Origin of the sequence: Pontibacter sp. 13R65 (genome assembly GCF_047525655.1) — a bacterium.
GTDB lineage: Bacteria > Bacteroidota > Bacteroidia > Cytophagales > Hymenobacteraceae > Pontibacter.
The window spans coordinates 340912-352984 of the sequence record NZ_JBLIQL010000001.1; the positions used below are offsets into that span (position 1 = coordinate 340912).

The 12073-nt window shown below is 47.1% G+C and carries 11 protein-coding genes and 1 riboswitch; of the genes, 5 read left to right on the forward strand and 6 right to left on the reverse strand.

The genetic code is table 11. From position 1 onward, the window contains the following. The first annotated feature begins 321 nt into the window (after positions 1 to 321). On the forward strand, positions 322 to 846 hold the full coding sequence (locus tag ACMA1I_RS01450) for a GNAT family N-acetyltransferase (RefSeq protein WP_337066455.1): 525 nt from the start codon (positions 322 to 324) through the stop codon (positions 844 to 846). Between the two features lie 701 nt (positions 847 to 1547). Here the strand turns inward: ACMA1I_RS01450 and ACMA1I_RS01455 are convergent. Further along, positions 1548 to 3752, reverse strand: a complete 2205-nt coding sequence (locus ACMA1I_RS01455) for a B12-binding domain-containing radical SAM protein (RefSeq protein ID WP_337066456.1) — start codon at positions 3750 to 3752, stop codon at positions 1548 to 1550. Between the two features lie 302 nt (positions 3753 to 4054). Between ACMA1I_RS01455 and ACMA1I_RS01460 the strand changes: the two genes are divergently transcribed. After that, complete coding sequence (locus ACMA1I_RS01460) at positions 4055 to 4612, forward strand: hypothetical protein (RefSeq protein WP_337066457.1); 558 nt, start codon at positions 4055 to 4057, stop codon at positions 4610 to 4612. Positions 4613 to 4796: 184 nt separating this feature from the next. On the opposite strand, the gene ACMA1I_RS01465 is transcribed toward ACMA1I_RS01460, so the two are convergent. The 3 genes from ACMA1I_RS01465 to ACMA1I_RS01475 are packed head-to-tail and all read right to left on the reverse strand — an operon-like array spanning position 4797 to position 5428. Then, the gene (locus ACMA1I_RS01465; RefSeq protein WP_337066458.1) at positions 4797 to 5030 is read right to left on the reverse strand and encodes a DUF2798 domain-containing protein; all 234 of its coding nucleotides are present in this window, start codon (positions 5028 to 5030) and stop codon (positions 4797 to 4799) included. 53 nt (positions 5031 to 5083) lie between these two features. Beyond that, positions 5084 to 5260 carry a hypothetical protein gene (locus ACMA1I_RS01470; protein WP_337066459.1) on the reverse strand — a complete coding sequence of 59 codons (177 nt, stop codon included), beginning with the start codon at positions 5258 to 5260 and terminating at the stop codon, positions 5084 to 5086. 30 nt (positions 5261 to 5290) lie between these two features. After that, a complete protein-coding gene (locus ACMA1I_RS01475) occupies positions 5291 to 5428 on the reverse strand; it encodes a hypothetical protein (protein ID WP_337066460.1) in 138 nt (45 codons plus the stop codon). On the opposite strand from ACMA1I_RS01475, the gene ACMA1I_RS01480 reads away from it, so the two are divergent. Beyond that, positions 5423 to 5701, forward strand: a complete 279-nt coding sequence (locus ACMA1I_RS01480; RefSeq protein WP_337066461.1) for a hypothetical protein — start codon at positions 5423 to 5425, stop codon at positions 5699 to 5701. The two genes, ACMA1I_RS01475 and ACMA1I_RS01480, sit on opposite strands and share 6 nt — an antisense overlap. Before the next feature lie 401 nt (positions 5702 to 6102). Here ACMA1I_RS01480 and ACMA1I_RS01485 read toward each other — a convergent pair whose 3' ends face one another. After that, positions 6103 to 7176 carry a DUF5074 domain-containing protein gene (locus tag ACMA1I_RS01485; RefSeq protein ID WP_337066462.1) on the reverse strand — a complete coding sequence of 358 codons (1074 nt, stop codon included), beginning with the start codon at positions 7174 to 7176 and terminating at the stop codon, positions 6103 to 6105. A gap of 24 nt (positions 7177 to 7200) precedes the next feature. Beyond that, positions 7201 to 9117: a TonB-dependent receptor gene (locus tag ACMA1I_RS01490; RefSeq protein ID WP_337066463.1), complete on the reverse strand. Its 1917-nt coding sequence runs from the start codon at positions 9115 to 9117 to the stop codon at positions 7201 to 7203. Positions 9118 to 9222: 105 nt separating this feature from the next. Continuing rightward, positions 9223 to 9431: riboswitch (cobalamin riboswitch) on the reverse strand. A gap of 495 nt (positions 9432 to 9926) precedes the next feature. Between ACMA1I_RS01490 and ACMA1I_RS01495 the strand changes: the two genes are divergently transcribed. Both ACMA1I_RS01495 and ACMA1I_RS01500 read left to right on the forward strand, forming a co-directional pair. Next, a complete protein-coding gene (locus tag ACMA1I_RS01495; RefSeq protein ID WP_337066464.1) occupies positions 9927 to 10538 on the forward strand; it encodes a DNA-3-methyladenine glycosylase in 612 nt (203 codons plus the stop codon). A 244-nt stretch (positions 10539 to 10782) separates the two neighbouring features. Next, positions 10783 to 12006 carry a PQQ-dependent sugar dehydrogenase gene (locus ACMA1I_RS01500; protein ID WP_337066465.1) on the forward strand — a complete coding sequence of 408 codons (1224 nt, stop codon included), beginning with the start codon at positions 10783 to 10785 and terminating at the stop codon, positions 12004 to 12006. The last annotated feature ends 67 nt before the right edge of the window (positions 12007 to 12073 follow it).

Genomic DNA, 12073 nt, shown 5'->3' on the forward strand with positions numbered 1-12073 from the left:
AAGAGGTTAGGGTGTGCGTGTAAGAAAACGGAAAACATATAAAAGGCTGGTTTCCAGGGTCCTTGTCACCTTAACAGCCAGCCTTTTATATGTTTGCCTGTTGGTTTTGCTACTCCTAAATAGTACTGCATGAGCAAGGTTGTTTTTCCTGATTATTAGCCGGTGTGGTATAAGGCACTTTTATCATATACAAAGAAACTGTTTGTATGAGTCACCTCTGTTTTTTAATTCTGTGCCTTGCTGTAATAGGGTAGTTGTAAGGTAGAAAAGGCACAATAGCTGGCGGTTTGCGTACTAACTTTGTACTTCAACTTATAGCTTGTGAACGAAGACAAATTTACTTTCCGGCCTGGTACGCCAGAGGATGCAGATATGCTGGCTGATTTGGGATGGCGTACTTTTGAGGAAGCGTTTGGGTCATATAATAACCCGGAAGACATGCTTGCCTACAAACCTACTATGTATAGCCCCGAGCTTCAGGCAGAGGAGCTGACCGAAGATGTTACGGAATTTATAATAGTAGAAGCCGACGAAGTACCGATTGCCTACATGAAGCTGAACTGGGATGAAGCCCCTGAAAAGATAAGAGGTCGCAGACCAATGCAGATAAGTCGGTTGTTCCTGCTTCAGAAATGGGTAGGCAAAGGCCTTGGCGACAGGTTAATGCAGATGGCGCTGGAGCGGGCAAAGCGAAGAGGACATCAGGTCGTGTGGCTAACGGTGTGGTCTAAGAATGAGCGTGCGCTGCGCTTTTATCACAAACATGGCTTTAGAAAGGTAGGAGAGCTGGATTTTTATCTGGGAACAGAGGTGCAACTCGATTACTATATGCAGCGGGAAGTGTGAGGCTAATTCTGCTTACTAAAAAGCAGCCATTGCTGCTCTCTAATTCTTAAAAAATTTGCTTATCGTCTGATCTGCCTTAAGCTTATATTTTTGCGGCAGTTGTAATAAAAACTGAACTACTTGTGGCTCCAGTACGAATAGCCTTTGGAGATAGGAGGGTTTGTGAGTTCAAAAGGCTGGTTAAACCCTGGTCTGCCCCAGATAAGGGGCAGAACCAGGACCAGGTAATTTTTCATAGTTTTAAAAAGGTTGGGAGAGTGTGGTGCAAAAAGCAGGGCTTAGGTGTTGCCTATGCCAGCTGCTTTGTATATGTAAGAGCCGCATATGCCGAACAGGGTTGCAAGCACCTGAAAAAATATTTAATAAAAAGATAGATGGGAACTACAGTTCTGGCAATAAAAGCAACGAAGCAAGCAGTAGATAGCAGATTATTCTAATGATTAGGCCTTTTCAGAGGCCTAATGAGCACTTAGGTGCCTAGGGGTGCAGGACTTTTTTCTTTTTAAGCTACTGTGGCACGAACGTACTCGCTCGCGCCACAGTAGCTTATGACCAAAATAATAAATCCATCCTCATTGCTTTCCAATAACCGAAGTTAAAAAGGTTATAGGGTAGGGTTTAGCCAAGGAGCTGCAGCAGGCAGCGTAGATGATAACCTCAGTGCCAAAACAATTTCAATCACTCACTCACTCAAAATTTCCTTACAGCAACAGCATTCCTTTTTCGCGTAGAGTAAACCAGGCGGGGGAGTTCAGGAATTCAGTGAAGCTAAGGTGCGCATCGGCCGGATAACTTTCTTCCAGTTGTTTTAATGTAACGGTTCCCTGCTCCTCTGCGCAAAGTTCCTGTATAATGTCGAATAGCCATTGCCCAATAGCGGCAGTTGTTTTTACTTCAAAATCTTCGGCTTTTTCGTAGAACGTGAGCACGCTTCGTTCCACTGTTTCACCTTTTCTCGCCATCATGGTAAAATCGATAACAGGAACGTGCCCCAGCCACACCACACGAGCATTTTTGCGTTCTGCGTCTGCTTTGCCTGGTGCCGCTATGGCTTTGTAAATGAGGTCGCGCGACAGCTTAGTGCGAGGCACTTTAAAATCGAACCAGAACGAAAGTGGCTCATCCAGCGCCACTCCATGCATGTAATTGTAAATAGCCTTTGCCAGACCTGCGCCAAACAGTTCATGGTCGGTGCCCTGCGGGTCTTCGTGCCACAGATCGTTGTCGGCAAAGTCGCCTGCTTCAGGGCCTATTTTTACCACACCATATTTCTCAGGGTTTTTGCCAACCGGGCTGTGGGCTGTCATGCTAAAGCGGTGCCAGTAACCCGACTGTATCACATTGTTCTGAAACAGCTGCCGCACCACCTCCAGCGAGTCGATGGTTTCCTGGGCAGTTTGGGTGGGGAAGCCGTACATGAGGTAGGCGTGTACCATAATACCAGCCTGGGTAAAGCCATCGGTTACACGGGCTACCTGGGCAATGCTCACGCCTTTCTCCATCAGGGCGAGGAGGCGGTCAGAAGCAACTTCCAAACCACCAGACACGGCTATGCAACCAGACGCAGCAAGCAGTCGGCACAGGTCAGGAGTAAAAGTTTTCTCGAAGCGGATGTTGCCCCACCATGTTATTTTTACGCCACGCCTGATCAGTTCCAGCGCCAGATCGCGCAGTGAGGCAGGGGGAGCTGCTTCGTCTACAAAATGGAAGCCGGTCTGGCCGGTTTGTGAAATTACTTGCTCAATACGGTCTACGAGTACAGTAGCTGGAGCTGCCTCGTAGCGCGAAATATAGTCGAGGGTGATGTCGCAGAAAGAGCAGCGTTTCCAGTAGCAGCCGTGGGCAATAGTAAGCTTGTTCCAGCGCCCGTCGCTCCAAAGCCGGTGCATCGGGTTTATCACATCAATTACTGACAGGTACTCCGTTAGCGGCAAATCGCTGTAGTCTGGCGTGCCCAATTCTACGTGCGGAATGTCTTTGTCGAGGCAGCCGTTGATGTACTCTACTTTTCCGTTGAGCAGCAGGAAGGTGCGCTGCAGAAAATCTACCTGGCGCTGTCCCTGCAGGTGCTCCAGCAACTTTAGCCAGGGCCCTTCGCCATCGTCGAGCGTAATAAAATCGATATACTTAAATATGCGTGGCTCGCGCAGGCTGCGGAGTTCCGTGTTAGGGTAGCCACCGCCCATCAGAGTTTTGATGTGGGGGTATTTTTCTTTAATGTGTTTTGCCAGCAGCAGACCACCGTACAAATTGCCTGGAAACGGTATGGAAAAACCTACCACATCTGGCTGTACTGCCTGCAGGCGCTCCTCCAGCAATTCCAGCAGCATTTCGTCCACGAGGTTAAGGGGGCCTTGCAGCGCCTGCTCCAGCGGGTCGAACGAGGTGGCCGACATGGCTAATTTGTCTGCGTAACGGCTGAAAGCGAAGTAGGGGCAGATCGTTTCCTTTATCAGGTCGCCCAGGTCTTCGAGGTAGAGGGTGGCCAGGTAGCGGGCGCGGTCGGTAATGCCCATGGTGCCAAAGGCCCAGTCGATATCCTCTACCTGGTCGAAACGTGCCGCCTCAGGCAAATAGCGGCTGTAGCTGATCTGCTGGGCCAGGGTATTGTCTTTGTTCTGCAGAAACCGGATGACCGGCTCAATAGTCTGCAGGTATTCCCGCTTCAGGCGCAGCATGCGCAGGCTATTATCCGAAAGTTCAAAATCACCTGCTTCTATGGCTTTAAAAATCCGGCTGAGGCCTGTGCGGGAGAACATGCGTAACACCAGCTCAATGCCAAAGTCTGCCTGTGCCACAGCAAAGCCACGCCCAGTTAGAAAACCCTTTATGTAGGCTGTAGCCGGATAGGGCGTGTTGAGCTGCGTGAGTGGTGGGGTCAGGAGCAGGATAGTTGGATTCTTCAAAGCAAGTCTTAAAAATAATGTTGTAACGCAGGAACCAAAAAAGTTACTGCTGCTGTTTCTCTTTCACTAACAGCAATCCTATGCCACAGGTTCATATGCAATTATTTACAGGTATTTTGATAAGGTGAAAAACTCAAATAAAATTAAGTTCTGGGGAACCTTATTGATGCCGGAATGATTGTACCTGAGCAAGAAATCAATTATTCAGTTATATTTGTAATTTCTGCAAAATTAGAGAATAGATTGCTTTTATCTCAACTTTCCAACTTTTATCCACTTCAAATTTATTTCATTTTTCTTTCATGAAAAAAACATTGCAATTATTCGTAATGGCTGTGCTCATGCTGGGTGCCGCTTCTTGTGACCTTGTAGAAGACCTTGTTGTTGTAGATAAGGCAGGAGACACAAAATTTACTTTTGATGTGAACGAGGCTGCAGGTACACAGGCTTTTTCCAGAATTAAAAAAGTAGACATGAGTGTTCCTGCTGATCAAAAGAGTCTGATTAAAGAGGCTAAGATTAATAGCATTACAGTTCGGGTACCATCTTTTACAGGAACAGAATCACAAATTTTGTCTGATTTAGAGTTGTTTTATGTTGCTACTGGTGCGACAGACACGTTAAGAGTAGGTACAATAGCAGATATAGATTTGTACCTACTAAATAAGGAAGAAAGGATAGCCTTTGTAGCGTTTGATGACAAGGCTCGTGACGATATGAAATTAAAAGAAATTCTAGCTGCCGACGGGTCAGTTACATTTAAGCTTGTAGGTAAAAATAATTCAAAAAAAGCTATTAAGACCAGACTTGAATTTACCGTTAATGCTACCGTAACAGCTCAGCCTTTAGCAAAAAATTAAGTAGATTGTAGATTATGTATCAAGAGCGGCCCGTGTTCAGAAGAACCCGGGCCGCTCTTGGTTTTATCAAATCTGAGTACAGTGACCAAACCAAAAATGTGATGCTGACTCAGAAGCAGTTGCTGCTACCAAACCTTGTTTTGCCTCTGTTAATGGTAATATACCGGCGGTAGAGAAGCAACTCTTACTTTTTCAGGTCCCTCAATTTATTTACAGCATAATTTACACCTGGTACTATGCCAAGGGCTGTAACGGCAATCAGCATAAACAGCACGAAGAAAGAGCGGAACCACCTTGTGAAAAAGTCGGATGCTATGCCGAAGGTGTACAGCTCCATGGCCGAAGCCAGCAGCAGACTCAGGATAACAATGACCAGCAGCTTCAGTTTAAGTTGCTGTGGTGTGAAAGACTTTTTCATGGGCAACGGTTCTATGTGCTGCAAAGGTACTGCACAAGTGCCTGCTTTTATAATCAGGAGTGTCCTTTTTCTGCTTCCTCTTCTTCGGTAGTGCTTGTTGGTGCAGAGGGCGAAGGATTTTGTTCCTTTCCCTTATTATTTTCTAAATCTGACTTTACTTTTTCTACATCCGAAGAATCGTCTTTGGTGTTTTCCTGCATTGGTTTATTATCGTGGGTATTTTGTTTCATGGCTGGTTTTGTTAAAGTGTACAGTCTGTTTTACATACGTTTAGCGGGGGCAACAGATACATCGCTAACTCTAAAGGCGCTGTGGTCGTACACGGAGAACAGCTTGTTTGCCTCTGGCAGATGAGCTGAAATAAAACGTTCATCAAAAGAGAAAACAAAACTATGCATACATCAAACATAAAGACGGCCCTGCTGGCAGGCACATTTGTTGCCTTTTCGGGATTAGGATTATCTGCTTGTAACACAGGTACAGATGCAGGTGAAACAAACGTAGAAAGAAGTGAAATAAGAGAGACGGAAGAAACCGCAAGACAGAGCCGCACTTCGCGCGACACAGCCGATTTTGAGCACCACTATGACCACACCGACCACCCCGATAGCGTGGCTCTCGGCGATGGTGCCTATAACCAGGATGGTAAGAGAGATAAAAGAGGAGAGTAATAGCGATATGATCTACCTCATTTAACTGTGTGTAGAGCTGTCTGCCTCAAAAAGAAAGAGGATCCGGAACCGCATTTTATATCTGTGGTTCCTGATCCTCTTTCTTTGAACTGGGATATGAAATTATCCTAATGAAATGGCCCTTCTGGAGGCTTTTTGAGAAATTATGGCTAATAGGCTGTGGCTCTGGGCGCTCAAGGCCACGGGGCCTCGTCTTTGGCCATCGTCTCTACTAATCTAATTGGTAAGCAAAAGCTAATAAGCAATAACACGCAACACCCTAATTCTTCTAATAAAAAGTGCCTTCCGGAGGCTATTTTTGATTTTAGACGCTAGACCTTTACTTTGTTAAGAGTTAAAAATCATTCACGCCTTCAAAAACCACTCAAAGATTTATAATCCTATCTGAAAACGAAGCCGTTGGGGGCAATGCCTACGCGGAAAGAATCTACTACAGCGCCAGTAGTGTTATAGCGAACTACCCAATCATCGGAACTATAGTTTGGTGCTGTGCCAATGTAGATGTAATTGCTGGCAGGGTCTACGCCTATACTATTAGAGCTTCTGTTAATGAGAGGGGTTGAATTTAAGGTGTTAGTGCTTATATCCTGTTGATGGATTTTGCCGTTGTAGCTGTATAAAAGCTTGTCCTTGGAACTGTTGATGGCCAATCTGCCAGAAGAAGCCGTGTTGCTGGCAAAAGTAAGGGTGTTGGTAACTGTGTTACTACTTAAGTTGATTTTGGCAAGTGCTCCGGCTGTATGCTGTGACTTGTCTACTCTCCAGTCTTTCATACCAGAGCTAAGCGCCCAAAGATTATTATCTCGGTCAACAACTAGGTAGCTTGGTCCGTGTGTAACAGGAATGGTGGTTTCAACTGCATCGGAAGAAGTGTTTATTACACTTATAAAATCACCATTAGCATGACCTACATATACTTTGCCTCCAGCTATTATCAATTGTTCCGGGTTTACACCTACTTCAATAGTTTTGGTTACAGTTAAGGTATTTAGGTCTATAACAGCCACTCTGCCATTATTATCGAAGCTTACCCATTCGGTAACATAGGCTTTTTGGTTGTCAAGGGCAGCAAAATAGCGGGGCATCTCCAGCCCACTTATTTCTCCTTCGGCCTTGAAGGTGTTGGCATTGGCCACCACTACTTTTTGGCTATTGTTCATCACCATGTAAGCGCGGTCATTGTAAACAGCAATGCTTTGTAGTACATCTCCCAGTACCTGTCGATCATTCTCTTTGCTGAAAATGTTGTTCTCAACGGTGCCATTGTTGCGGTTATAGTAGCTTACAGAGGCGTTGGAAGCCGTAAAAGCACCTTCGTTAGAAATAAGGACAGCATTCTCAGCATAGGTGCCTTTTGGCCTGGAGGCTTTATCTTCGCAACTGCTCAGGGCAAGCGTGCCAGCTGCCAGTGCAGTAGTCATAAAAATGCTGCGGAAAGAAGTAAATCTTTTCATTGTTTAAGGTTTAGTATAGTTTAGTTATGGGATTATAAAGCGAAGGTTGAGGGTGTAGGCACGCGGCGGCATGGCTCTGTTGACCATGGTCTGATACTCAGTGTTGGTTACATTGTCGGCGCGCAGGGTGCAGTGGAGGCTGCCAGGGCCAAGATTAAACTGCCGACCCAGTGCCAGCCCCAGCAAGGCAAAGCCAGGCATGCTGCTGGAGTTGTTGTTATTTGTAAAGCGCTCGCTATTATAGAGCAGGTTGCCGGTAAAGGTCCACAAGCGCCAGGCGGCATCGGTGGAAAAGGTAACCTTGTGCAGCGGCACGTAGGGCAGTTGCCTGTTTAGCTCAGCGGCGGAGCCCTCATAAGACTTTATTTGCTGGGTGGAGGTAAGGGCGTAGCCAAACGAGAGGCCTGGCCGGAATTCACCTACCACGGTAGTGGCTCTGCTGCTCAACTCCAGGCCCTGCGAACGTACCTTATGCAGGTTCAGCGGTGTCCAGTACCCAAACCCAGATTCTGCCCAAAGCACCCAATTATCTACGAGCATATAAAAACCAGTAGCTTCCGACTCCAGCGTAAAATTGCCTTTGCTGTAGGTGTGGCGCAGACCACTTTCGGCTTGCCAGCCTTCCTCCGGCTTCAGCAGCGGGTTGCCGCCTGGTCTCCAGAAACGTTCGTTCAGAGTTGGTACCCGATAACTGCCCGATACATTTCCTTTTAAGTAAAACTGGTGTTCTCCTAAGTTCATGAACTGCCAGTTGGCTCCCAGAGTAGGAGTAGGTACCGGGTTGTAGCCTTTTATAAACGCTTGGCGCAGGTTCAGGCTCAGGGCCAGCCGTGGGGTGGGGTCGTAGCGGAAGAGCAGAAAGGCAGCAGCACGGTCTTCTGAAACCTGGCCACCGTAGCCTTGCACATCGGCTGCAAAATGTTGCAGGCTTAGGCCGCCCCGCAGGCTCCAGCTCTGGCCATAGGTATAGGTTTGCTCCGCTTGCAGCTGATAGGTGTTAATGTCGGTTACAGAATTGTTGCTAACATCTGTGTAGTGCAGGAAATCAGAAAAATAGGCTGCTTTTACCGTTGTTTCGCCAATGCGGCTGGTATACCCGAACTCGGCCATCAGGCGCAGGTTCTTATCGAGTTGCTCTGCTTTGTTGGCGGCTGCTCCCATGGCGGGTTGCAGTTGCCGGTGGGTGTAGGTGTACCAGCTCCGGAAGGCAAGGTAACTTCTGGGTGCCAGCTTCCACTTTAGGTCCTGTGTTAGCCCTTTCTGTTGCACCCGTGCATGCTCCTGGCGTGTTTCTGGTGCTCCAAAGCGGCCAAGGTCGTGGTAAGTGAAGTTGTTCTGCGCCTCCTGCCAATAGCCGCTGGCTCCCACAGTTAACTTGTTGCTGCTGTAGCGCACGGCGGCGTTGCTGAAATAGCGCCCAAAGCTGCCAACTTCCTGTTGCAACTCCGCCCCAATTCCTTTTCCTGCTTGTTCCGGAGATTGAAGCAGCACTGCGCCCCCAATGGCACCGTTACCGTAATGGGCTCCTGCTGCTCCATGTTGCACTGCCACACTCCCGATTCCGCTTAAGGGCAGCGTGGCAAAATCGTTCTGGCCCAAAGAGGGCATGGCAATATTAAGCCCGTTCCAGAGTACAGCGGTGTGCGAAGCAGAAGTGCCCCTGAAAGAGACACTGGAGATGCCGCTGGCTCCATATGTTTTGAGGTACAGGGGAGTGCGGGTCTGTAAGGCTTCGGCAAGAGTGCCGGAGGCATAAGTGCGCAGGTAGCTGCTGTCTAGAGTACTTACCCGACTACCGGCCGCAAAAACCTCGGCTGGTTTGCCAAACACCTCCACCGCTTTTAGCTGGTAGATAGAGGTATCCTGCTGCGCCCTTGCTATTACGGCAAGACAACAGAAAACCATCAAAAAAAGTACACCACGAATGGTAAATTGTTCCACTATACATCCGCTTAAATCCCGAAGCATGCAAAAGGGGGTACAGTGGCAGGAGTAGCTAACGCAGGTGAAGGCGCTGGCCGTGCCGCTTTTTTCCCGAAAGCATACGACTATTCTAATCGAACTGGCAGGTCTCCTGGCTCTCTTCAGTTAGTTCGCCTTCCCATCCTGGTTGCAGGACAGTGGCTGTGGTTGTGAACTAACCCTTTGTCGAAGATTACAGTTGCGGGAACAGCGCAGGTATTCCACCTGCTTCCCTTTTAAGGCTCGTGCTACGGCAGGTAGTAGTACAAGCCACCAATCTGGGTGCAAAGGTAGGAAACTGTTCTGATTTAAACTGAAATTAAAATTGATGCGAGGCATAGCCTTGTGCCTCAGCAGGCATTAAATACCTCTGGAAGGCTGTTTTTATTAGAAGAATTGAGTCGGTTGTTGATTGCTAATTGTTGAGCTGTTAGTTTTTGATGATTTCTAATTATTAAATGGCTTCATGGTTGTTTGGGAGGGGGGGAGCTTTGGATGAGTGAGACAACAATGTTCCTCAATCAAATCATGGACCCCTGACTCAAAAACTCCCAAACTCTTCTGAAGGATATTTTTATTCTAATAATTGCTGCCTTGTTGATAGTTGGTTTGCGGGATTCTGATGGAGTGAATCAGTGTATGAGAGAAGAGGACTTGTTTCTGAACCAAACTACTATAACATCCTGATCATCGTTTTTCCGTCATTTCAAATTTTTTAATTTGGCGAAGCTATATCAAACACAAGTGGCTAAGTGCAGTATACAGGAGCTAAAACAAAAACAGTTCAAATGATAACCGGAGAAAAGCTTCCTCTTTCTTTTTATACCCGCCCCAACGTGGTGCAAGTGGCGCAGGATCTGCTTGGCAAATACCTCTTCACGAACATAGGCGGCATGCTTACAGGAGGCAGAATTGTAGAGACAGAAGCTTATTCAGGAGAAAACGACCGCGCCTGCCATGCTCACCTTAACCGAAGAACGCAGCGCACCGAAATTATGTACCAGCAGGGCGGTGTGGCTTATGTGTACCTGGTGTATGGCATCTACCATCTGTTTAATATCATTACGAATGTAGAAGGCAAAGCCGATGCCGTGCTCATACGTGCCATAGAACCCACACATGGGTTGGAGGAAATGCAACTCCGCCGAAATATGCCTGTTGTTAAACCAAATCTGACCGCTGGGCCTGGCGTGATGAGCATTGCCCTCGGCATCAGCAAAAAACACTACGGCACTAACCTGACAGGCGATATTATTTGGGTTGAAGATAGAGGAGAGCAGGTACCTCCAGAGAAGATATCCATTGGCCCGCGCATAGGCATAGATTATGCCGGAGACGATGCCCTACTGCCCTGGCGCTTCTGGCTAAAAGAAAACAAATGGGTGAGCCGTAAAAAGTAATTCCCATTTTATTGGATTAAATATCTATTGGAGAATCAGAATTACCGCACCAAAGTTAATCATAGGAAGGGTAAACAAACTAACTTGTTATTCTGTTAAACCAGTTGAAAAGTAAGACGCGAAATCAGTGCCTTGCATGGAAGTATTTTAGGCACAACAAGATAGCAAGTGGCCAAATTGTGCTTAACCATTGGGCATGGTTGCGCGTTCACCTATTTATTATCCACTAAAAAAGAAAAAAAGCATGGTAAAAATTGCACCTGTTTTAGCAGCATCACTTCTTATATTAAATGCCTGCAATAGCGGCACAAACGACGCAAGTAAACAAGAAGCCATCGGGAACGAGGCACCGGGCCAACCTGTAGAGACCAGAGAGCAGGATGCTGGTTATGAGCCGGCGTTTCCGGGCCAAACCCGTGCACCAGGCGTTAAAACAAATACGGCCTATGAAGTTCGGGTGCTGACCGACCAGCTAAAAAAACCTTGGGGCATTACTACTCTACCTGACGGTCGTTTCCTTATTACAGAAAAAGAAGGAACTATGCGCCTTGTGTCGCAGGATGGGCAGGTAAGCGAGAAAATAACGGGCATACCAGAAGTGGACGCAAGAGGCCAGGGTGGGTTGCTAGGGCTGACCCTCGACCCAGAGTTTGCCTCTAATAGAACCATATACTGGGCTTTTACAGAGAAAAGAGAAAACGGGAACTTAACATCGGTGGCAAAAGGAATGCTCTCCGCCGACGATAAACGCATAGAAAAAGCATCAGTCATTTACCGCGCCACACCAGTTTACGATGGCGATAAGCACTTTGGAGGTCGTGTTATATTCGATAAAGAAGGTAATCTTTACCTGACTACCGGCGAACGTTCCGATAAAGAAACACGTCCGCAGGCACAGGACCTTAATTCAGGATTAGGTAAAATAATCCGCATTACCAAAGAGGGCAAACCTGCTGCCGGTAATCCGCAAACAGGTTCCAGGCCTGAAATTTATTCCTATGGCCACCGCAACGTGCAGGGTATCGACTTCCATCCTGAAACAGGAGCGCTTTGGGTTTCTGAAATGGGCCCTCAAGGCGGAGATGAGCTGAACCTGGTGGAAGCTGGCAAAAATTATGGCTGGCCAGATATTACCTATGGCATCGAGTACAACGACGATAAAATAAGCGGCGGAGCTACGCAGAAAGAAGGAATGGAGCAGCCCGTTTATTTCTGGGACCCTGTTTTATCGCCAAGTGGCATGACGTTCTACAGAGGCGATGCTATACCGGAATGGAAGAACAATTTGTTTATTACCGGACTCAACAGCCACCATATAGCACGCATTGTGCTCGAAAATAACAAAGTAGTGGGCGAGGAGCGTATTGCAGCCGATCAGCAGCAAAGGTTCAGAGCCATAGCAGAAGGCAATGACGGAGCACTCTATGCCGTAACCGATGAAGGTAAATTGTATAGAATTGGCAAGTAAGTAACAACACCGGATCAACATTAAGATTTATAAATTAGCAACATAAAATCTATTGTCCCTTTTGTCA

Excerpts from the sequence above, each read along its gene's own strand:
- ACMA1I_RS01460 (WP_337066457.1), top strand. The coding sequence starts at position 4,055 with ATGAAAAAAACATTGCAATTATTCGTAATGGCTGTGCTCATGCTGGGT.
- ACMA1I_RS01465 (WP_337066458.1), bottom strand. The coding sequence starts at position 5,030 with ATGAAAAAGTCTTTCACACCACAGCAACTTAAACTGAAGCTGCTGGTC.
- ACMA1I_RS01470 (WP_337066459.1), bottom strand. The coding sequence starts at position 5,260 with ATGAAACAAAATACCCACGATAATAAACCAATGCAGGAAAACACCAAA.
- ACMA1I_RS01480 (WP_337066461.1), top strand. The coding sequence starts at position 5,423 with ATGCATACATCAAACATAAAGACGGCCCTGCTGGCAGGCACATTTGTT.
- ACMA1I_RS01475 (WP_337066460.1), bottom strand. The coding sequence starts at position 5,428 with ATGCATAGTTTTGTTTTCTCTTTTGATGAACGTTTTATTTCAGCTCAT.
- ACMA1I_RS01485 (WP_337066462.1), bottom strand. The coding sequence starts at position 7,176 with ATGAAAAGATTTACTTCTTTCCGCAGCATTTTTATGACTACTGCACTG.
- ACMA1I_RS01495 (WP_337066464.1), top strand. The coding sequence starts at position 9,927 with ATGATAACCGGAGAAAAGCTTCCTCTTTCTTTTTATACCCGCCCCAAC.
- ACMA1I_RS01500 (WP_337066465.1), top strand. The coding sequence starts at position 10,783 with ATGGTAAAAATTGCACCTGTTTTAGCAGCATCACTTCTTATATTAAAT.